Below are 18,988 nucleotides of genomic sequence, written 5' to 3'. Positions count from 1 at the left end.
ATGTCCACAGCCGAAGCATTGCGCTGCCTCAAACGACGCCTCGCCCGCATCGTCTACAACCACCTGACCACCGACCAAGCCTCCGCGACCGCCCCCCTCGCGGCCGCAGCTTGACATAGGAGAAACGGATGCCGATCGACTCGGAACACGTGATGTGGAGCAGCCCGGATCGGGAACGGGCAGGGCGGCCGCACCTGATCCTGTTGCACGGCTACGGCAGCCACGAGGGCGACCTCTTCCAGCTCGCGCCCTACCTTCCGTTGAACTTCGTGATCGCGTCGCTGCGGGCCCCCCTGCCGCACCCGATGGGGATCGGCTACTCCTGGTTCCCGCTCGAGGACGGGATCGAGCGCGCCGACGTCGACCGGGCCGCCGACGACGTCGCCGAGTGGATCGAGGGGATCTCGGGCAAGGCGTCGCGGGTCGGCATCCTCGGTTTCTCGCAGGGCGGATGCGTCGGACTTCAGGTGCTGCGCCGTCACCCCGGAGTGGCCGATGCACTCGTGATGCTCGCGAGCGCGCGTCACCCCGAGGACGACCCGGGCGACGAGGCGATGGCTGCCCGCCGCCCCCCGGTGTTCTCCGGTCGGGGCACCGCCGACGACGTCATTCCGGCGTGGCGGTTCGCCGACACCGCCGACTGGCTGCCGGAACACTCGCGTCTCACCGAGCGCATCTACGAGGGTCTCGGGCACGCCGTCTCCGACGCGATGCTGCACGACGTCGTCGCGTTCCTCGACGTCGAGTTCGGCTGACCGGCCCGGGCGGTTGACGGCGGTTCCGACGAGGATGTGAGGATGCACGCCGCGCTCGAGCGCTTCACCCCCGCCACGCGGGAGTGGTTCGCGGGCGCGTTCCCCGAGCCGACGCCGGCGCAGGAGGGCGCGTGGGAGGCGATCGCGTCGGGCCGGCACGCGCTCGTCGTCGCCCCGACCGGATCCGGGAAGACGCTCAGCGCCTTCCTCTGGTCGCTCGATCGGCTCGCCGCGACCCCGAAGCCCGTCGACCCGAAGCGCCGCACGCGGGTGCTGTACATCTCGCCGCTGAAGGCCCTCGGCGTGGATGTCGAGCGCAACCTGCGCAGCCCGCTCGTCGGCATCTCGGCGACCGGCCGGCGGCTCGGGCAGGAGGTGCCTCCCGTGAGCGTCGGGGTGCGGTCGGGTGACACCACATCCGCCGACCGACGCCTGCTGCAGCGCGAGCCCCCCGACATCCTCATCACGACACCCGAGTCGTTGTACCTGATGCTCACGAGCGCCGCCCGTGAGACCCTCGCCGGGGTCGAGACGGTGATCGTCGACGAGATCCACGCGGTGGCGGCATCGAAACGCGGCGCGCATCTCGCGGTGACGCTGGAACGACTGGATGCCCTGCTCGAGAAGCCTGCACAACGCATCGGGTTGAGCGCGACGGTGCGGCCCATTGAAGAGGTGGCGCGGTTCCTCGGCGGGATGGCGCCCGTCACGATCGTGCAGCCGCCGGCGGCGAAGACGTTCGACCTGCGCGTCATCGTGCCGGTGGAAGACATGACCGAGCTGGGCGTGAGAACCACCGACGCCGTGGCTCCCGGCCCCGGCGAACCCGAAGAGACCGGGCTGCAGTCGGCCGGATCGATCTGGCCGCACGTCGACCAGGCCGTCGTCGAACAGGTGCTCGCCCACCGGTCGACGATCGTGTTCGTCAACTCGCGACGCCTCGCGGAACGCATCACGGCATCCATGAACGAGATCTACGCCGAGATGCTGGTGCCGGCTGGGGGTGGGGGTCTCGACACGCCGCCTTCGGCGGCTACTCGACCAGCGAAAGGGGTGCCCGCGCAGGTCATGGGGCAGTCCGGCGCGGCGTCGGGCGCCGAGCCGTTGCTCGCCCGCGCGCACCACGGGAGTGTGAGTAAGGAGCAGCGCGCCGAGATCGAGGATGCGCTGAAGTCGGGCCGGCTGCGCTGCGTCGTGGCGACGTCGTCGCTCGAACTCGGCATCGATATGGGTGCCGTCGACCTCGTCATCCAGGTTGAGACCCCGCCCTCCGTCGCGAGCGGGTTGCAGCGTGTCGGCCGGGCCGGGCACCAGGTGGGCGAGATCAGCAAGGGCGTGCTGTTCCCGAAGCACCGCGCCGACCTGCTCGGCACGACGGTGGTAAGCGAGCGGATGCGCACCGGGCTCATCGAGGCGATCGCGGTTCCGCAGAATCCGCTCGACATCCTCGCCCAGCAGACGGTCGCGGCGGTCGCCCTCGACCCCCTCGAGGTGGAGGAGTGGTTCGAGACGGTGCGGCGGTCGGCCCCCTTCGCCACGCTCCCCCGCAGCGCGTACGAGGCGACGCTCGACCTGCTCGCCGGGCGCTACCCGAGTGACGAGTTCGCCGAACTGCGCCCACGCATCGTCTGGGATCGGGTGGCCGGCACGATCGCCGGGCGGCCCGGGGCGCAGCGTCTCGCGGTGACGAGCGGCGGCACGATCCCCGACCGCGGCATGTTCGGCGTCTTCATCGTCGGCACCGAAGACGGCGCCCGACGGGTCGGCGAACTCGACGAGGAGATGGTCTACGAGTCGCGGGTGGGGGATGTCGTCGCCCTCGGCGCGACGAGCTGGCGCATCGAAGAGATCACCTCCGACCGGGTGCTGGTGACCCCGGCGTTCGGACAGCCCGGGCGGGTGCCGTTCTGGAAGGGCGACGGGCTCGGGCGCCCCGCCGAACTCGGCAAGGCGATCGGGGCCTTCACGAAAGACCTCGCGGCGAAACCGAAGGGCATCGAAGGCCGCCTGCGCGACAGTGGCCTCGACGAGTGGGCCGTGCAGAACCTCCTCCGATTCGTCGAAGAGCAGAAGCAGGCGACCGGTGCGGTGCCGACCGACACGACCCTGCTCGTCGAACGGTTCCGCGACGAGCTCGGCGACTGGCGCGTCGTGCTGCACTCGCCCTACGGGATGCCGGTGCACGCCCCGTGGGCGCTCGCGATCTCGGCGCGCATCCGCGAGCGCCTCGGCGTCGAGGGCTCGGCGATGGCCGGCGACGACGGCATCGTCGTGCGGCTGCCCGAGACGGATGCCGACCCGCCCGGGGCCGACCTGTTCCTGTTCGAGAAGGACGAGCTCGAAGAGCTGGTCACGCTCGAGGTCGGCGGATCGGCGCTGTTCGCGTCGCGCTTCCGTGAGAACGCGGCGCGCGCCCTGCTGCTGCCGCGCTACAACCCGGGCCGCCGCAACCCGCTCTGGCAGCAACGCCAACGCAGCGCCCAGCTGCTGGATGTCGCCCGCAAGTACCCGTCGTTCCCGATCATCCTCGAGACGGTGCGCGAGGTGCTTCAGGATGTCTACGACCTGCCCGCCCTCGCGGAGCTGACGAGGGACATCCAGAACCGCGCCGTGCGCATGGTCGAAGTCGAGACGACATCCCCCTCGCCGTTCGCGCGCACCCTGCTGTTCGGCTACGTCGCCGCGTTCATGTACGAAGGCGATTCGCCGCTCGCCGAACGCCGCGCCGCCGCCCTGTCGCTCGACCCGACCCTGCTCGCCGAACTACTCGGTCGCGCGGAGCTACGGGAACTGCTCGACCCGAAGGTGATCGAGCAGACCGAACTCGAACTCCAGCGCCTCGCCCCCGACCGCCACGCCAAGGATCCCGAGGGCCTCGTCGACCTGTTGAGGATCCTCGGCCCGTTGTCGACCGAGGAGCTCGCCCTTCGGTGGTCGAGTAGCGATCCGCAGGATCGCGTGTCGAGACCCGGCGAGCTGCTCGACGAACTTGCGCGCAGCAACCGGGTGATTCGCGCGACGATCGCGGGCGAACAGCGCTGGGCGGTCGTCGAGGATGCCAGCAGGTTGCGCGACGCGTTGGGGGTGCCGCTGCCGATCGGGGTGCCGACGGCGTTCCTCGACCCGGTCGACGATCCCGTGGGTGACCTGGTGTCGCGGTACGTGCGCACCCACGGGCCGTTCACCGCGCAGGACGCCGCCGACCGCCTCGGGCTCGGCGTCGCCGTCGTCACCGACGTGCTGCGGCGGTTCGCCGCCGACCGCCGGGTGGTCGAGGGCGAGTTCCGGCCCGGCGCGACCGGGGTGGAGTGGGTGGATGCCGAGATCCTGCGCCGCCTGCGCCGCCGGAGTCTCGCCGCCCTGCGCTCCGAAGTCGAGCCGGTGCCGCAGCGCGCGCTCGGCCGGTTCCTGCCCACCTGGCATCGCTTCGGCGACCTGCGCGGCATCGACGGGCTCGTCGCCGCGATCGACCAGCTGTCGGGCGTGGCCCTGCCGGCGAGCACCTGGGAGAGCATGGTGCTGCCGAGCCGGGTACGCGACTACACCCCCGCGATGCTCGACGAGCTGACGACATCCGGTGAGGTGCTGTGGTCGGGGCGGGGCGAGCTGGCCGGCGGCGACGGCTGGGTCGCCCTGCATCTCGCGGATGCCGCCCCGCTCACGCTGTTCGAGCCGAACCTGACGGAGCAAGGCGACCTGCACGGCCGGGTGATCGACGCCCTCGCCGGCGGCGGTGCGTTCTTCTTCCGACAGCTGTCGACGGCCGTGAGCCTCACCGAGCCGGTCGACGACAAGGACCTCGCGGCGGCGCTGTGGGATCTGGTGTGGGCGGGCCTCGTCGGCAACGACACCCTCGCCCCGCTGCGGGCGCGCCTCGGCGCGACGACCACTCGCCCGCGCGCGACGCCGCGCAGCCGGGCTCGCCGTGCTCCCGCGCGCGTGTTCTCGGCGCTCGCGCTGTCCGCGCCGCCGACCGTCGCGGGCCGCTGGTCGCTGCTTCCGCCACCGGAGCCGAACCCCACCATCCGTTCCGCCGCTCTCGCCGAGACCCTGCTCGAACGGCACGGCGTCGTCACCCGCGGGGCCGTCGTCTCCGAGGGGATCGCCGGCGGTTTCGCGCTCGCCTACAAGGTGCTCGCCGGGCTCGAAGAGACCGGCCGCACCCGGCGCGGCTACTTCATCGAGGGGCTCGGGGCGGCGCAGTTCGCCACCCCCGCCACCGTCGACCGGCTGCGCACCTTCGCCGCCGACCCCGAAGAGGGCGCCGCCCCGGTCGCCGTGACCCTCACCGCCACCGACCCGGCGAACCCGTACGGCGCAGCCCTCGGCTGGCCGACGGTCGAGGGCCACCGCCCCGGACGCAAGGCGGGCGCACTCGTGGTGCTGGTGGACGGCGCCCTCGAGATCTACGTCGAACGCGGCGGCAAGACGGTGCTCACCTTCACCGCCGACGAACAGCGACTCACCGCGGCCGCCGAATCGCTCGCGGCGACCGTGCGACGCGCGGGCGGGCGCCTGCGGGTCGAGAAGATCGACGGCGAGTTCTCGCTCGGCACGCCGTTCGGCAACGCCCTGGTCGCCGCCGGCTTCGCGCCCACCCCGCAAGGCCTCAGGCTCCGAGGGTAGAAAGCTACCCCTCCACGGTAGAATCCCGCCGTGAGTCTGAACATCAAGAACGAGCGCACGCACGCGCTCGTTCGCGAGCTGGCTACCCTGCGGGGGGTGAGCCAGACGGATGCCGTGACCGAGGCCGTCGAGCGCCGCATCGCGGAGCTGCGACGCGAGGCGGGCGTGGAACGCAAGGCGGAGCGCATCCTGCGGCTCGCGAAGGAGATCAGAGACCTCGCGCCCGAAGGGTTCATGGATCCCAACGAGCTCTACGACGAGGAGACGGGCCTGCCCAAGTGATCATCGACACCTCGGCGATCATGGCCATCATCAACGACGAACCGGAGGCCGACGCGTTCGCGACTCTGGTCGCCGGCTCCGCCGTCACCCGCATCTCAGCGGCGACCTTGGTCGAGACGTCGATTGTCATCGACCGGTCTCTGCCGCCCGGCACCCATGAGCGTCTTGACGCCCTCCTGGACGGGAGCGCGATCGAAGTCGAAGCCGTGACCGCCGAACACGCCCATCTCGCTCGCACGGCTCATCGGCGCTACGGCCGTGGAAGCGGGCACGCGGCAAGACTCAACTTCGGCGACTGCTTCTCCTACGCGCTTGCGAAAGCGACCGGTGAGCCACTCCTCTACAAGGGCGACGACTTCGGGCACACCGACATCCGAAGCGCCCTCGAATGAAGCGCGTCATCGTCCTCCTGGTCGTGATCGCCCTCGTCGCCCTCGCGGTCTGGATCGTCGCCACCCAGCAACAGCCGGCCGCCACCCCGGATGCCGACCCCGGCATCCCGGCGGTCGACAACGGCATCCCGGTACCGTCAGACGCCCAGGAGATGACCGTCGTCGACATCACCGACGGCGACACCCTGCGGCTGCGCGACGACACCGGCGCGGTCGAGAACGTGCGGCTCGTCGGCATCGACACCCCCGAGGTCTACCCGGTGTACGAGTGCTTCGGCGACGAAGCCGAGGCCGAGCTGCTGCGCCTCGCCCCGGTCGGCAGCACGCTGCGCGTCGACGCGGACGTCGACCCGTTCGACGACTACGACCGGCTGCTGCTCTACCTGTGGAACGACGACGGCACGTTCATCAACCTGGCTCTCGTCGAGGGCGGGTTCGCCGAAGCGATCCGCGTCGCCCCGAACGACCTGCACTTCGGCGAGCTGCTCGCCGCAGAGCACGCGGCCGCCGACGCGAGTCTCGGCATGTGGGGCTCTTGCTGAACCCCCCTGCCGAGACCCGGATCGTCAGGCGGCGGCGACCGTCGCCGGCGACGCGCCGCTGCTTCTGGCCCGCCGGCGCGTGAGCACGCTCATGCCGAGCACGATGACGGCCGCGATGACCTGGAAGGCGACGAGTTCGACGAGGTCCGCACGCTCTCGCGCCGCTTCGCCGGCGGTCAAGCCACTCCCCTCGTAGAAGAGGAAAGCGACCGCCACGAGGCACAGCAACACCGGGGCGACGCCGAACAGGGTGACCGCAACGATTCCTCCGGTGAGCGGGTCTCTCCCGGTTCGGGCGATGGTGATCGCGAGACAGACCGCCAGGGCGGGCCCCCACACGACGACGACCCAGGGCATCACCGCGGCGAACAGCGTGGCCACGATGGCTGCGAACAAGTTGATCGCACCCAGCCGATCGAGGCCCCCGGCGATCGTGATGTTCATGATGACCATGTTGGCGCCGGTGAGACCGACGGCGAGGCCGAGGAACCCGGCGGCGAAGAGGTACCCGAGCTGCGTCTGGGTGATCATCGTCTCGGAGAAGCCTTGCGCGAATGTCGCCATCGCGCCGACCCAGGCCAGCGCGGCGAGCGCGCCGGTGACCGTGGCGAGTGTTGCCTTCATGTCGAATCCTTTCGTCGGAACGGATGCCAGGAGGGTTGCCGTGAGGCGGGGATCGCCGAATCGGTCGAGCGCGGAACGTTCGGCCGCGAGCCGGGTCATGCCTCCGGCCTGCGCGCGTTCCACCGACTCGAAGAGGTGGTCGGCCATCTCGTCGAGGATCTCGCGAACGTCGGGCCGGTGAGCGAGCTGACCCTCGACGATGCCGAGGTACTCGCCGATCAGGCCGGGCTGGGCCATGACCGGATTCCCAGAACCGCCGCGACTGCGCTGGAGAACTGCCGCCAGCTCGCCTGTTCTCGTTCGAGGCGAGCGATGCCCGCCGTGGTGATGCGGTACTGCCGTCGGCGGCGCCCGTTCGCCTCGGTCCACTCGCTCGCGAGCGCCCCATCCCGCTCGAGGCGGTGCAGCACGGGGTAGACCGTGCCTTCGGCCAGATCGAACACCTCGTCGCTGGCTTCGCGCAGGCCCTCGATGATGGCGTAACCGTGCCGAGGTCCACGCGCGAGGACGGCGAGCACGAGAAGGTCGAGGTGCCCTTTGAGCGCTTGCGTCGTCATACCTCGGAATACTATGCCTCGCATCGTTAGGCGTCAAGGCCGTCAGTCTGCGGCTCCGCGTAGCCTCAAGACAAGGGAGGCCGCATGCCCGAGGGCGACACCGTCTGGAAGACCGCGAAGGAACAGCACGCAGCCCTCGCGGGGCGGGTGCTGCAGAGGACCGACTTCCGGGTGCCGAGGTACGCGACGGTCGACCTGGCCGGCGAGACGGTGCACGACGTGGTGGCCCGCGGCAAGCACCTGTTCCATCGGGTCGGCGAGTTCAGCATCCATTCGCATCTGAAGATGGAGGGCGCGTGGCGGGTGTACGCCCCGGGCGAGAAGTGGGCGCGACCGGCCCACCTCGCCCGCGTCGTGCTCGACGCACCGGGCGTGCAGGCGGTGGGGTTCGAGCTCGGTCTGCTCGAGGTGATCCGAACGGCAGACGAAGAGGATGTCGTGGGCTACCTGGGCCCCGATCTGCTCGGACCCGACTGGGATGCCGCCGAGGCGGTGCGCCGGCTGGCGGAACGCCCCGAAGCGCCGATCTACGTCGCCCTGCTCGACCAGCGCAACCTCGCGGGCGTCGGCAACGTGTACGCGAACGAGATCTGCTTCCTGCGCGGCGTGCTGCCGACGCGTGCCGTCGGCGAGACCCGCGACCTGCTCGGCGTGGTCGATCTCGCCAAACGGATGCTGCAGGCCAACAAGGACCGCTGGATCCGCTCCACGACGGGCAACCTGCGCGCCGGCAGCACCACCTGGGTCTACGGCCGCCGCGGTCGACCGTGCCGGCGCTGCGGCACACGGCTGCTCGGCGGTGAACTCGGCCATCTCGAAGGTCAGGAGCGGGTCGTCACCTGGTGCCCGCGCTGTCAGACCTGACCGGGCGGGGTCAGTCGAGCAGGCGGGCGCGCAGGGTGACCGTCGCGCTGTAGAGCTCGGGAACACTCACCACGACGCCCTCCGGCGAGAACAACTGGTGCAGGTCCACGTCGGCGGTCGCGGTGCGCGCGGCGTCGTCGGTCGGCACGCTCAGGCAGTCCGCTCCCCACGCCTCCGCATCGCCCCAGCGGGTCGCCTCGCCGACGAGGATCGACAGGGTCACGCTGTTGACGTTGTAGAGGTCGCGCTCGTAGCTTCCCGAGCTGAAGATGAGGCCGTCGTCGAGGCAGCGACCGCTGCGGGTCTCTTCGGCGCCGGTCGACGCTCCGTTGATCTCCAGCTCGAACACCCGCAGGTAGCTGCGACTGGAGTGCTGAGCGAGAACGTCGTAGAAGATCTCGGCGCGTAGGGCGGGTGCGATCACGAGGGCGGTGCCACCCCACCAGGATCCGGCGCGGTCGAGACCCCAGATGGTGCGGCGACCCTCGGCGTCGACGAGCTCCACCTCCACCAGGTACTGGGCGCCGAGGCACAGGCCTCCCATCTGCAGCCGGATCGTGTCGCGCCCCCCAGCCGAGATGCTCGAACCGCTGACCTCGGCGAGGCTGCCGTTGTCGCAGCGGGTCGCAACCCCGCCACCGCCGAGGAACCGCAGCGTGTAGTCGACCGGGCGGTCGACGACGACATCGAGCGTTGCGGCCGACCACGGGATGCTGAGGCTCGGCTCGGTGAAGGTCCAGTACTCGTCGTTGTCGAGCTGGGGCACGTCGGGCTGCACGTAGTCGCGCGGCAGGTCGACGGTCGGGGTGATGTTCCAGTCGGTGCGGCCGTTGCTGAGCCCCTGCTCCCAGTCGACGAAGAACGTCGCCGTGCCCGCCGCGACCTCGCGGCTCGGCGGCGTGCAGTCCGACCCGAAGAACGAGCCGCACAGGCCGGTGCCTTGCGTGACGTCCTCGAGCGCGACGCGGAACCACTGCCGGGCCGGCGGCTCGCACACCCCCCGGCATCCGTCATCGGCCGCGGGCAGCAGGTAGCTCGTCTCCGAGGTCTCGCCCGTGTCGAGCTGAGTGGTCACGGTGACGGTGAGGTCGCCGCGGAAGCCGCGCGCCCAGAGGTGCTCGCCGTCGGATGCGACTCCCCCGCCGGCGAAGAGCGATGCGTCGCAGAGCTCGACGGGCAGGTCGCCGTCGCGCTCACGCGTCCAGGTCCAGTTCCAGCACTCGATGCCCTCGGCCGAGGCCACCCGCACGTCCATGCTCTCCACGGCGTCGTCGAACCGCGCGACGTCGAACAACGACACGCTCGGCAGCACGCGGTCGGCGGCCTGCACGACGGCCGACGACTCGAAGTTCGGCTGGCTCGACTCCCAGCTGGGCGCTCCGCCCGCCGGGAACCAGCGGCCGCAGACGATCGCGGTGGCGCCCTCGGGGATCACGAAGGTGCGCACGGCCTTGCGCTGGAAGTCGGGCAGGGCGTTGACGGCGTTCACCTCGTCACGCTCGGCGACGACATCGACCGTGGTGAGCGGGGTCAGTTGCGTCGCACCCGCGGGGGCGGTGCAGGCGGGGGCCGCGTCGGCCGGCACGAGGTAGGCGCGGATGTCGAGGGTCTCGTCGGTCGGGTAGAGCCCCGACACGAAGAGCAGGTTGTCGCCGACGGGGTTGACCTGAAGCCCCGGATGCACGGGGGCACCCTCGGAGTGGAAGCGCACCGTGTGGGCGGGGGCGATCCGTAGGAACGTGTCGATGCCGGTGACGACGGCGGTGTACGCGGTGTCGGGCTCGATACCGTCGATCACGAAGCACTGCTGCACGATCGGCCAGCCGTCGGGCAGCGCGACCTGCTCCTCCCAGAGGGCGAGTTGTTCGGCGGTGGTCGTCACGACCGTCTCGCGCTCGGCGCCGGGGTTCTCGGTGGGCCAGTAGCGCACCGTGAAGGTGCCCGGTGCGGTGGCCAGGATGCCGAACGGCACCTCGCCCTCACCCGCGGTGAGCCCGTCGCACCAGAGCGACCCGCCGTACGGGTTGCCGTTCTCGAGGTACTCCTCATACGTCGGCGGGAACGCCTGACCGCCCGCGGCGAAGTCGCGCAGCGCGGTGTCGCTGAGGATCGTGCTGCGCAATCCGTCGGGGCAGGTGACGGGAGGCTCCCCGTCGCGCGGCGCGCACGGGTCGTCGCCGTCGGAACGCTCGTCGCCGCCGAAGTTGATGAGCCCGAGCAGGGCGTCGGGCCACGCCATCAACTCGTCGAGGTAGAACGACAGCGACGGGTCGACGGCCTCGTCGCCCGACGGAGCTGCCGGCACCGTGACCTCGCGCTCGGCGGCGGCCTCGCTCACGACGACCGGCGCGTCGGGCTCCCCCTCGTCGTCGGGGCCGGCCGGAGCATCCTCGCCTTCCGCGATCGGGCTGAGCACGGGCACGATCTCGGTCACCGGTGATGCCGTGACCGTCTCGACCGGGGCGAACCGCAGCCCGATCAGCGTCGCCGCCACACCGACCGCCACCGCCGCGATCACGGCGAGGAGGGGAATCAACCACTTGGGAACGGTCATGAGATCACCCGAAGTACTGATGGTCGATGGTGATGGTCACGGGAGCGCTGACGTTGCCTGCCGCGTCCCTCGCCCGGAAGGTGAAGTGGATGTCACCGCTATTGGGATCGGGCGGCGTGAACGTGTACCGCCATTCCGACTTCACGAGGCTCATCTCGGAGCTACCGGTGAATTGACCCGACCAGGAAACGTTCACTCCAACGACTCCGACGCCGTCGCCGGCTGTCACCCGAAGGAGCAATGGGTTGAGGTTGTACAACGGGTTCGGGGTCCCCGTGGCGGTATTGATCTTCGGCGCGGTTGTGTCGCTTGGTCCGGGCACCGGCGCGGGTCCCGGCACCGGGATCGGGATCGGTCCGATCGTCGGCTCGGGGGTGGGTGCCACGACCTCGACGGTCACAACGGGGCACGCCTCGACGGGGAGGCTGTCGACATCCGCCTGCCCCGCATCGATCACGACGACGGCCCGGTCGAACCACAGGGTGCGGGCGAAGTCGTTGGGGTCGCGCACACCGAGGTAGGCGCTGTCGTCCGACCGGGCGACGGCGAGCACGCGGTCGCCGGCGAAGAGTTCCCCGATGACGGGCCCGCCGGGGCACGAGGCCGCGGGGGCGGAGTCATCGAGCACCGCGGTGTAGCCGGCGACGACCTCGCGTGTCTCGCTCGCGATCACCCCCGACGCGCCGAGTGCCGAGCCGCCGATGCCGGCGAGCACGACGAGGCCGAGCCACGGCAGCCAGCCGAACACGCCGCCGCCCCAGCCGGGGGCAGTCCCGCCCGCGACGGAAGTACCGGGGTCACCGGCGGCGATCCGCGAACGGATGGCGTCGGCGACCCCGGTGGAGTCACCCTGCTCCGCCGCTTTCGCGAACGCGTCGCGCAGGCGGCTGTCGAGTCCGTCGAACTCAGCCATGGTGATCCTCCTTCCTCAGTCGCGCCGCGAGCGCCTTGCGGGCACGGTGCAGCTGGGTCTTGATCGTGCCGGTGCTCACTCCGAGACCTTCGGCGACCTGTTCCACCGATTGGTCGAGGAGGTAGTGCAGCACGCACACCTCTTTCTGTTGCCGCGGCAGCTCTTCGAGTGCCTTCAGCACGTCGATGTCGAGCCCGGCGAGCGCCGAGTCGTAGCTCTCGTCGTCGGTGCCGACCTTCGCGTAGGCGCGCGACTCGGCTCCGCGGGAGCGCTGCAGGTCACGCGCCCGGTTGCTGGCGACGACGGTGATCCAGGCGGCGACGTTGGTGATCTCGCGGGCCGGGGGCTTCGCGAGAAAGCCGACGATCGCATCCTGCACGGCGTCGGCGGCATCCTGCCGGTTGCCGGTGATCAGCCCGACCGCCGCGACGACCTTGGGGTACTCGTGCGTGACGAAGGCATCCAGGTCGACCTGGATCCTCTCGGCCACGGCAGCGCTCACAGTTCCTCGACGCGGGCGAGGGCCCATCAGGTTGACGCACCCCCGGAAGAAGACTTCGGCTCAGCATCCCGCACCTGCCGCCCGCGCGCCATACTCGACCTGTGAACGCGTCGGCCGGCTACTCCGGAACTCCGCAGGCGACGAAGCTCGGCCTGAAGCCGGGCGTCACCTGGGACGTCGTCGGCGCCCCCCACGACTGGGCCTTCGAGGTCGACCCCGACCCGGCGCAGCGGCGCGACGGCGATGCGGATGTCGTGGTCGCCTTCGTCGGGACGGCCGAGCAGGTGCGCCGCACGATCGAACAACAGGAGCGCCGGATCTTCCCGGCCGGGGCGCTGTGGATCGCGTGGCCGCGCAAGGCGGCGGGGCACGTGAGCGACGTCGACGAGAACCTGGTGCGCGACACGGCGCTGCTGCGCGGGCTCGTCGACGTGAAGGTCGCGGCACTCGACACCGACTGGTCGGCGCTCAAGATCGTCTGGCGCAAAGAGAACCGTTCGGCGGGCTAGCCGCGGAACAGCGCGACACCGAGCAGGAGGGCGCCGAGCGCCGACCCGCCGATGATCACCCACAGCGCCACCATCACCACTCCGCGCGGGCGCGTAACGCGGGAGCTGCTCTCGGTGCCGTCGACGACGTTGAGCGCAGAGTCGAGATCGTCGAACGACCCGAGCTCCCGGCCGCGACCGTTCGTCGCGTGATACGAGCCGTTGCGCCGTTCGACGGTGCCGGCGTGCTCGCCTCGACGGGTCGCCACCCAGACGCCGGGTTCGGGACTGATCCAACGGACCGTCGACCGGCGCTCGGTTGCGGGCTGGTGAAGGGACACCATCCCGACGCTAAGCGAACCCCGCTCGTGGCCGGGGGGTCTTGACAGGCCTGCGAGCGCGGGCTACCCGGTCGGGGCGTCCTTCTCCGGCGGCTCGGGCGTCAGCACTAGACCCCCGGGCGAATTGGCCGACTTGGTGAGCACCTGCACCCACTGGGCGTTGAGCCGGGGCTGCCGGCCACCGAAGTACTCGAAGGTCAGCGGGATCGACGGTGCCAGCCAGATCGACGTGCGGCCGAACCCACTGCGCGACGGCTCGGTCCAGGTGAACGAGAAGTGCTCGCCGCGCCGGAGCTTCGACCAGATGACGACCTGGAGGTGGGCCAGCACACGATCATCGAGTGAAACCGCGAGCTTCGAGTCGTAGGTCAGAGTCCCCATGACCCGACGATAGCCCGAGCGAATCGGGAGTGACACCCGCACGGGGGCGCCGTTCGCCGTCGGGCCGCGCGTAGTATACGTCGGCGATGGACCGCCCGCCCAGCGTTGACCCCATCTCGCCTGAGGGCGAGCCTGGAGGAGTGAGCATGGGCGACGGGTCGCGTCTTGCGGCCGAGGCCGAATTGGCGGGGCAACTGCGCCACGCCTTCGTCGCGGGCGAGCTCACCGCCTACTACCAGCCGCAGTACGACCTGGCGACCGGACGAATCGTCGCGCTCGAGGCGCTCTGCCGGTGGAATCACCCGCTGCAGGGCCTGCTGCTGCCGGCGCGCTTCATCGATGTGGCCGAGCACCACGGCCTGATCTCTGCGGTCGGCCGGTTCATGCTCGAGGAATCGGGCCGGCAGGCCGTCGACTGGAACCGTCGCGGGGCACACGTCGGGATGTCGATCAACACCTCGCCGAGCGAACTCAGCATCCAGTTCGCCGAGCGGCTGTTGCGCCGTCTGGCCGAACTCGATCTGCCCTACCGATCGCTGACGGTCGAGGTGACCGAGTCGCCGGCGATCTCGTACTCCCGTGCCGAGGTCTTCGCCCTCGAGACGCTCATCGACGGCGGCGTGGGGGTCTCGATCGACGACTTCGGCACCGGCGCGGCCTCGCTGCAACTCGTGCGACGTCTGCCGCTCACCGAGGTGAAGATCGACAAGTCGCTCGTGCACGATCTGCGCCGGTCGATCGACGGCCTGGTGGGAACCTGCATCGCGATCGCCCGGGAGCGCAACGCGGTTGTCGTCGCCGAAGGGGTCGAGACGCAGGAGCAGTTCGAGCGCGTCATCCACTGGGGATGCGACCGCGCCCAGGGCTACTTCTTCTCGCCGCCGCTGCCGGTCGCGGACGTCGAACCGCTGCTGCTCGGGGCGGCGTAGCGGGCTAGATGCCGTACTGGTCGTCGTTCGACGGGTGCGCGCCCGGATCCTGCTCGCCTGAATCGGTGTCGCCGCCGACATCGATCTGCGACCAGGCCACCGCGGTGCCGGGGGAGAACAGGATGTCGATCCCCGGTCCGCCGCGCAACGGCGGAATGTTGACGTAGCCGCCGCCGGCCTGAACCGCCGCGAGGATCTGCGCGCGCAGTTCGGTCACCGGCTCAGGCAGGAAGTAGTCACGCCCATCGACCGTCAGCCGGTTCACAATCGCCACCTCGTCAGGCTACACAGCCTGCCGAAGCCGACACATAGGATCGACGTCAATGGGATCGCTGCACTACGGTTCGCCCCCGGCGACATTCGAACTCGACGACCGCACGCTTGCGCACGTCGAGCTGGTGGTGTTGGCGAAACTGCGCCGCAACGAGAGCTTCGCCCTGACGCTCGACGCGCCGAAGGGCGGACGCTCGACGGTCTGGGTCAATGCGGCATCCACCCTGCGCTTCGACTTCGGCTCCGAGACCCACGAGATCAACCGCGAATGGCTCGACGAGCTGATCGAGTCAGCCAACACGACGGCCGGCATGCGGATCGTGCCCGAGCCCGAGAAGGCCCCGGCGCCCTGACCGTCGCCCCGCGGCGGCGGTCGTTACCGATCCGATACCGAGTTCGGGCCGCATCCTCGGGCGTGGCCCTTGATCGTCGTCGCGACGCCCCGCTATGGTTGGCGACGCGCGGTTCCGCGCAACGCCGATAGACGAAAGGAGGCCGGCTGATCATGAACGCAGCACAGACGGGGATGACCCCCGACCGCACCGCCGGCTTCGTCGGCATCCTCACCTGTCGTCTCGGCTAACCGGCCCCTCTTCTCAGGGCAGCCGCCGCCGATTCAACGGTGGCGATGCTGATGAAGCCCTGATCCACAGTCTTTGCTGACTGCTCGCGGATCAACGTCCCGTTCACGACTCGTCCGCCTCCATCCGAGGCGCGATGTGGTCGCAACCCCGAAGTGCGCCGCCACGAGCGGCAATCGATCACGCCTGTGAGGAACCACCTTGTCTCAGATACTGTCCACCCATCCGCCGCAACACTCCGAACGCCCGCAGCCGCGGGTCGAGGCCGAGGCCCCGCGACTCACGTCGCGTCGGCCGAACGCCCTCGACAAGCTGGCGCTGCGCCTCGGCCTGTTGCTCATCACCTACGGCCGCCGCAGCTATGCGCTGTCGCGCGAAGACCTCGTGCGCCACGTCGAGACGGCCCGAGCCCGCCACGCGCGCGAACTCGACTGGGATCGCGCCCGTCACACCCTGGTGCCCCAGCGATGAGAGCCTTCGCCGCTCACGGCCCCAGCACCGGATGTCCCGGGACCCACGGTCCCGGGACATTCCCGTTTAAGCGCAGTCAGTGCGTCGCCTGATACTCGCCCTGATGCACGACGACCTCGGACATGTTCTCGACGGCCCACTCTTCGAGCGCCCGCAACGGCCCGAGCAGCGACCGGCCGAGGGTCGTGAGCTCGTACTCGACGCGCGGGGGGATCTCGGGGTAGAGGGTCCGGGTGACGAACCCATCGCGCTCGAGTGACCTCAGCGTCTGCGTCAGCATCTTCTGCGAGATGCCGCCGACGCGCGCGGCGAGCGCCGAGAAGCGCTGGGGGCCCGGGTCGAGGGCGACGACGATGAGCACCGTCCAGCGATCGCCGATGCGGTCGAGCAGGCGGCGCGAGGGGCAGTCCTGTTCATAGGGGTCCCAGGGTCTGAGGCTCACCGCGACGTCCCTTCCTTACCTCGAAGTGCCTACTTCCGCACTCCCTTTACCTGACGTATGGTAACCCAGTTACTGGAAGAGAGTAAAGGAGCACTACATGGCACGCATCACGATTCTGGGCGGCACCGGGTACGCGGGCGCTGCGATCGTCGCGGAGGCGGCGAAGCGCGGGCACGAGGTCACGTCGGTCAGCCGGTCGGAACCCGAGACGCGCGTCGACGGCGTCGAGTACGTCGTCGGATCGGCCCTCGACGATGCGACCCTCGACGCGGTTCTGCCGGGTCGGGATGTCGTCATCTCGGCGATCTCCCCGCGGGGCGACATGGCCGGCAAGCTCGAGGGTGCGGTCGACACGCTCATCGCGCGTCTCGCCGGCACGCCGACCCGCTTCGGCTTCGTCGGCGGCGCGTCGTCGCTGCACACCGAAGAGGGCGGCCCGACCCTGTTCGACGTCTCGAAGGAGCACATCCCCGCCGACGTTCTGCCGGAGGTCGAGACCGGGATCGCCGCACTCGCGACCCTGAAGGCATCCCCGGAGAGCCTCGACTGGTTCTACGTGAGCCCGCCCGCCGACTTCGGCTCGTGGCTCGGCACCCCGTCGCAGGGCACCTACCGCCTCGGCGGCGACGTGCTGCTGAAGGATGCCGACGGCGTCTCCACCATCGCGGGCGCCGACCTCGCCCTGGCGATCGTGGACGAGATCGAGAAGTCGGGACACCGCCGGCGTCGCTTCACCGCCGCGTACTGACGCATCGCCCCTCTGCGCCCCCGGTAGGCTCGCCAGCCGTCGAAGAGCACAGTCGCGCTCTGCGCCCCCGGTAGGCTCGCCGGGGGCGCAGAGCCGGTGCGCCCGGAAGGAACCGCTGCGTGCCCAAGCCGATCGTGCTCATCGCCGAAGAACTCTCCCCCGCAACGGTGGACGCCCTCGGAACCGACTTCGACATCCGTGACGTCGACGGAACCGACCGGCCGGCGCTGCTCGCGGCGCTCGCCACCGCGCATGCCGTGCTCATCCGCTCGGCCACCCACATCGATGCCGAAGCGATCGCCGCCGCGCCGCACCTGAAGGTCGTCGCCCGGGCCGGCGTCGGCCTCGACAACGTCGACATCGCCGCCGCGACGACCGCGGGAGTCATGGTCGTGAACGCCCCGACCTCGAACATCATCAGCGCCGCCGAGCTGACGATCGGCCACATCCTCTCGCTCGCCCGCCACATCCCCGCCGCCCATGCCAGCCTCGCCGCCGGCGAATGGAAGCGCTCGAAGTTCACCGGCGTCGAGCTGTACGAGAAGCGCGTCGGCATCATCGGCCTCGGCCGCATCGGTGCGCTCATCGCCGCCCGACTGCAGGCGTTCGGAGTCGAGATCGTCGCTTACGACCCGTATGTCACCGAGGCGCGTGCCCTGCAAATCGGGGCGACCCTGGTGCCGCTCGACGAGTTGCTGAGCACGAGCGACTTCGTCACCATCCACATGCCGAAGACCCCCGAGACGACGGGGATGATCGGCGCGGCCGAACTGAAGAGCATGAAGAAGACGGCCTTCGTGATCAACGTCGCGCGCGGCGGGCTGATCGACGAAGCAGCCCTCGCCGCGGCGCTGCGCGACGGCGAGATCGCGGGCGCCGGCATCGACGTCTTCACGTCGGAGCCGCCGACCGACGACCTGCTCACCTCCGCCCCGAACATCGTCGTGACGCCGCACCTCGGCGCCTCCACGGACGAGGCCCAGGAACGCGCGGGCGTCTCGGTCGCCAAGTCGGTGCGGCTCGCGCTCGACGGCGAACTGGTTCCGGATGCCGTCAACGTCGCCGGTGGGGTCATCGACCCGGTCGTGCGTCCCGGCATCCCGCTCATGGAGCACCTGGGTCAGCTGTTCGCCGGCCTTGCCGACGCCCCGCTGCAGTCGATCGACGTCGAGGTGCGCGGCGAGATCGCCGAACTCGAGGTCGGCGTGCTGCGTCTCGCCGCACTCAAGGGAGTCTTCTCGCAGGCCGTCACCGAGACCGTCTCGTACGTCAACGCCCCCCTCCTCGCCGAGCAGCGCGGCATCACCGTGCGACTCGTGACCGACCCGGTCGCCGAGGACTACCGCAACGTGCTCAGCATCCGCGGCACCGCGACCGACGGCACGCGCCTCTCGGTCTCGGGCACCCTCGCCGGCACGAAGCAGGCCGAGAAGATCACCGAGATCAACGGCTACGACCTCGAAGTTCCGATGGCGCGCCACCTCGTGGTCATGGAGTACACCGACCGCCCCGGCATCGTCGCGATCTACTCGAAGGCCCTCGGGGATGCCGCCATCAACATCGCGGGCATGCAGATGGCCCGCCGCGGGCGCGGTGCCGACCAGCTCTCGGTGCTCACCCTCGACTCCGCGGTTCCCGACGAGCTGCTCGCCGGCATCCAGCGGGATGTCGACGCCTCCGTACTGCGCCAGGTGGAGATCGTCGACCTGTAAGGCGCGATAGG

21 protein-coding genes are annotated in these 18,988 nt (G+C 70.3%); 12 read left to right on the top strand and 9 right to left on the bottom strand.

What is annotated here, in order from left to right; all coding sequences use genetic code 11:
* Nucleotides 1–128: 128 nt before the first annotated feature.
* Genes IE173_RS12830 through IE173_RS12810 form a run of 5 tightly spaced genes read left to right on the top strand, consistent with a single transcriptional unit; the run spans nucleotide 129 to nucleotide 6,597 of the window.
* On the top strand, nucleotides 129–755 hold the full coding sequence (locus IE173_RS12830) for an alpha/beta hydrolase (RefSeq protein WP_191283911.1): 627 nt from the start codon (nucleotides 129–131) through the stop codon (nucleotides 753–755).
* Between the two features lie 42 nt (nucleotides 756–797).
* Nucleotides 798–5,381 (top strand): ATP-dependent helicase, encoded by a 4,584-nt coding sequence (locus IE173_RS12825; protein ID WP_191283910.1) that lies wholly within the window; start codon nucleotides 798–800, stop codon nucleotides 5,379–5,381.
* Between the two features lie 30 nt (nucleotides 5,382–5,411).
* On the top strand, nucleotides 5,412–5,663 hold the full coding sequence (locus tag IE173_RS12820; RefSeq protein ID WP_191283909.1) for a type II toxin-antitoxin system VapB family antitoxin: 252 nt from the start codon (nucleotides 5,412–5,414) through the stop codon (nucleotides 5,661–5,663).
* The gene (locus IE173_RS12815) at nucleotides 5,660–6,055 is read left to right on the top strand and encodes a type II toxin-antitoxin system VapC family toxin (RefSeq protein ID WP_191283908.1); all 396 of its coding nucleotides are present in this window, start codon (nucleotides 5,660–5,662) and stop codon (nucleotides 6,053–6,055) included. Before IE173_RS12820 ends, IE173_RS12815 begins: the two co-directional genes overlap by 4 nt.
* Nucleotides 6,052–6,597: a thermonuclease family protein gene (locus tag IE173_RS12810; protein WP_191283907.1), complete on the top strand. Its 546-nt coding sequence runs from the start codon at nucleotides 6,052–6,054 to the stop codon at nucleotides 6,595–6,597. Before IE173_RS12815 ends, IE173_RS12810 begins: the two co-directional genes overlap by 4 nt.
* Before the next feature lie 24 nt (nucleotides 6,598–6,621).
* Here the strand turns inward: IE173_RS12810 and IE173_RS12805 are convergent, their stop codons facing one another.
* Entirely contained in the window at nucleotides 6,622–7,458 is an 837-nt protein-coding gene (locus tag IE173_RS12805; RefSeq protein WP_191283906.1) for a permease prefix domain 1-containing protein, read from the bottom strand.
* On the bottom strand, nucleotides 7,440–7,778 hold the full coding sequence (locus IE173_RS12800; RefSeq protein WP_191283905.1) for a PadR family transcriptional regulator: 339 nt from the start codon (nucleotides 7,776–7,778) through the stop codon (nucleotides 7,440–7,442). Before IE173_RS12800 ends, IE173_RS12805 begins: the two co-directional genes overlap by 19 nt.
* Nucleotides 7,779–7,862: 84 nt before the next feature.
* Between IE173_RS12800 and IE173_RS12795 the strand changes: the two genes are divergently transcribed.
* The gene (locus IE173_RS12795; protein WP_191283904.1) at nucleotides 7,863–8,642 is read left to right on the top strand and encodes a DNA-formamidopyrimidine glycosylase family protein; all 780 of its coding nucleotides are present in this window, start codon (nucleotides 7,863–7,865) and stop codon (nucleotides 8,640–8,642) included.
* 10 nt (nucleotides 8,643–8,652) lie between these two features.
* Here IE173_RS12795 and IE173_RS12790 read toward each other — a convergent pair whose 3' ends face one another.
* Genes IE173_RS12790 through IE173_RS12780 form a run of 3 tightly spaced genes read right to left on the bottom strand, consistent with a single transcriptional unit; the run spans nucleotide 8,653 to nucleotide 12,599 of the window.
* Nucleotides 8,653–11,196: a hypothetical protein gene (locus IE173_RS12790; protein WP_191283903.1), complete on the bottom strand. Its 2,544-nt coding sequence runs from the start codon at nucleotides 11,194–11,196 to the stop codon at nucleotides 8,653–8,655.
* Between the two features lie 4 nt (nucleotides 11,197–11,200).
* Nucleotides 11,201–12,109: a hypothetical protein gene (locus IE173_RS12785; RefSeq protein WP_191283902.1), complete on the bottom strand. Its 909-nt coding sequence runs from the start codon at nucleotides 12,107–12,109 to the stop codon at nucleotides 11,201–11,203.
* Nucleotides 12,102–12,599 (bottom strand): RNA polymerase sigma factor, encoded by a 498-nt coding sequence (locus tag IE173_RS12780; protein ID WP_191283901.1) that lies wholly within the window; start codon nucleotides 12,597–12,599, stop codon nucleotides 12,102–12,104. The genes IE173_RS12785 and IE173_RS12780 overlap by 8 nt, the downstream gene beginning before the upstream one ends.
* A gap of 113 nt (nucleotides 12,600–12,712) precedes the next feature.
* Between IE173_RS12780 and IE173_RS12775 the strand changes: the two genes are divergently transcribed.
* Nucleotides 12,713–13,120 (top strand): DUF3052 domain-containing protein, encoded by a 408-nt coding sequence (locus IE173_RS12775; protein ID WP_191283900.1) that lies wholly within the window; start codon nucleotides 12,713–12,715, stop codon nucleotides 13,118–13,120.
* Here IE173_RS12775 and IE173_RS12770 read toward each other — a convergent pair.
* Both IE173_RS12770 and IE173_RS12765 read right to left on the bottom strand, forming a co-directional pair.
* Nucleotides 13,117–13,440 carry a hypothetical protein gene (locus tag IE173_RS12770; RefSeq protein ID WP_191283899.1) on the bottom strand — a complete coding sequence of 108 codons (324 nt, stop codon included), beginning with the start codon at nucleotides 13,438–13,440 and terminating at the stop codon, nucleotides 13,117–13,119. The two genes, IE173_RS12775 and IE173_RS12770, sit on opposite strands and share 4 nt — an antisense overlap.
* 63 nt (nucleotides 13,441–13,503) lie before the next feature.
* Entirely contained in the window at nucleotides 13,504–13,821 is a 318-nt protein-coding gene (locus IE173_RS12765) for a DUF7882 family protein (protein WP_191283898.1), read from the bottom strand.
* Between the two features lie 146 nt (nucleotides 13,822–13,967).
* Here IE173_RS12765 and IE173_RS12760 point away from each other — a divergent pair, with 146 nt between their 5' ends.
* Nucleotides 13,968–14,750: an EAL domain-containing protein gene (locus tag IE173_RS12760; protein WP_229842097.1), complete on the top strand. Its 783-nt coding sequence runs from the start codon at nucleotides 13,968–13,970 to the stop codon at nucleotides 14,748–14,750.
* Nucleotides 14,751–14,754: 4 nt separating this feature from the next.
* Here IE173_RS12760 and IE173_RS12755 read toward each other — a convergent pair whose 3' ends face one another.
* Nucleotides 14,755–15,024 carry a hypothetical protein gene (locus IE173_RS12755; RefSeq protein WP_191283896.1) on the bottom strand — a complete coding sequence of 90 codons (270 nt, stop codon included), beginning with the start codon at nucleotides 15,022–15,024 and terminating at the stop codon, nucleotides 14,755–14,757.
* A 49-nt stretch (nucleotides 15,025–15,073) separates the two neighbouring features.
* Here IE173_RS12755 and IE173_RS12750 point away from each other — a divergent pair, with 49 nt between their 5' ends.
* Nucleotides 15,074–15,376 carry a DUF7882 family protein gene (locus IE173_RS12750; protein WP_191283895.1) on the top strand — a complete coding sequence of 101 codons (303 nt, stop codon included), beginning with the start codon at nucleotides 15,074–15,076 and terminating at the stop codon, nucleotides 15,374–15,376.
* 429 nt (nucleotides 15,377–15,805) lie between these two features.
* Complete coding sequence (locus IE173_RS12745; protein ID WP_191283894.1) at nucleotides 15,806–16,075, top strand: hypothetical protein; 270 nt, start codon at nucleotides 15,806–15,808, stop codon at nucleotides 16,073–16,075.
* A 76-nt stretch (nucleotides 16,076–16,151) separates the two neighbouring features.
* Here IE173_RS12745 and IE173_RS12740 read toward each other — a convergent pair whose 3' ends face one another.
* The gene (locus IE173_RS12740) at nucleotides 16,152–16,517 is read right to left on the bottom strand and encodes a winged helix-turn-helix transcriptional regulator (protein ID WP_191283893.1); all 366 of its coding nucleotides are present in this window, start codon (nucleotides 16,515–16,517) and stop codon (nucleotides 16,152–16,154) included.
* A gap of 97 nt (nucleotides 16,518–16,614) precedes the next feature.
* Between IE173_RS12740 and IE173_RS12735 the strand changes: the two genes are divergently transcribed.
* The gene (locus IE173_RS12735) at nucleotides 16,615–17,265 is read left to right on the top strand and encodes an NAD(P)-dependent oxidoreductase (RefSeq protein WP_191283892.1); all 651 of its coding nucleotides are present in this window, start codon (nucleotides 16,615–16,617) and stop codon (nucleotides 17,263–17,265) included.
* Nucleotides 17,266–17,384: 119 nt separating this feature from the next.
* Nucleotides 17,385–18,977 (top strand): phosphoglycerate dehydrogenase, encoded by a 1,593-nt coding sequence (gene serA, locus IE173_RS12730; protein WP_191283891.1) that lies wholly within the window; start codon nucleotides 17,385–17,387, stop codon nucleotides 18,975–18,977.
* Nucleotides 18,978–18,988 lie beyond the last annotated feature (11 nt).

The sequence above is a fragment of the Pseudolysinimonas yzui genome (assembly GCF_014653215.1).
Lineage (GTDB): Bacteria > Actinomycetota > Actinomycetes > Actinomycetales > Microbacteriaceae > Pseudolysinimonas_A > Pseudolysinimonas_A yzui.
This window is presented reverse-complemented; position numbering and strand designations above follow the sequence as displayed.

What these genes read in the sequence shown, in the direction of transcription:
- IE173_RS12830 (WP_191283911.1), top strand. Translation starts at nt 129, where the DNA reads ATGCCGATCGACTCGGAACACGTGATGTGGAGCAGCCCGGATCGGGAA.
- IE173_RS12825 (WP_191283910.1), top strand. Translation starts at nt 798, where the DNA reads ATGCACGCCGCGCTCGAGCGCTTCACCCCCGCCACGCGGGAGTGGTTC.
- IE173_RS12810 (WP_191283907.1), top strand. Translation starts at nt 6,052, where the DNA reads ATGAAGCGCGTCATCGTCCTCCTGGTCGTGATCGCCCTCGTCGCCCTC.
- IE173_RS12805 (WP_191283906.1), bottom strand. Translation starts at nt 7,458, where the DNA reads ATGGCCCAGCCCGGCCTGATCGGCGAGTACCTCGGCATCGTCGAGGGT.
- IE173_RS12800 (WP_191283905.1), bottom strand. Translation starts at nt 7,778, where the DNA reads ATGACGACGCAAGCGCTCAAAGGGCACCTCGACCTTCTCGTGCTCGCC.
- IE173_RS12795 (WP_191283904.1), top strand. Translation starts at nt 7,863, where the DNA reads ATGCCCGAGGGCGACACCGTCTGGAAGACCGCGAAGGAACAGCACGCA.
- IE173_RS12790 (WP_191283903.1), bottom strand. Translation starts at nt 11,196, where the DNA reads ATGACCGTTCCCAAGTGGTTGATTCCCCTCCTCGCCGTGATCGCGGCG.
- IE173_RS12785 (WP_191283902.1), bottom strand. Translation starts at nt 12,109, where the DNA reads ATGGCTGAGTTCGACGGACTCGACAGCCGCCTGCGCGACGCGTTCGCG.
- IE173_RS12765 (WP_191283898.1), bottom strand. Translation starts at nt 13,821, where the DNA reads ATGGGGACTCTGACCTACGACTCGAAGCTCGCGGTTTCACTCGATGAT.
- IE173_RS12760 (WP_229842097.1), top strand. Translation starts at nt 13,968, where the DNA reads ATGGGCGACGGGTCGCGTCTTGCGGCCGAGGCCGAATTGGCGGGGCAA.
- IE173_RS12750 (WP_191283895.1), top strand. Translation starts at nt 15,074, where the DNA reads ATGGGATCGCTGCACTACGGTTCGCCCCCGGCGACATTCGAACTCGAC.
- IE173_RS12735 (WP_191283892.1), top strand. Translation starts at nt 16,615, where the DNA reads ATGGCACGCATCACGATTCTGGGCGGCACCGGGTACGCGGGCGCTGCG.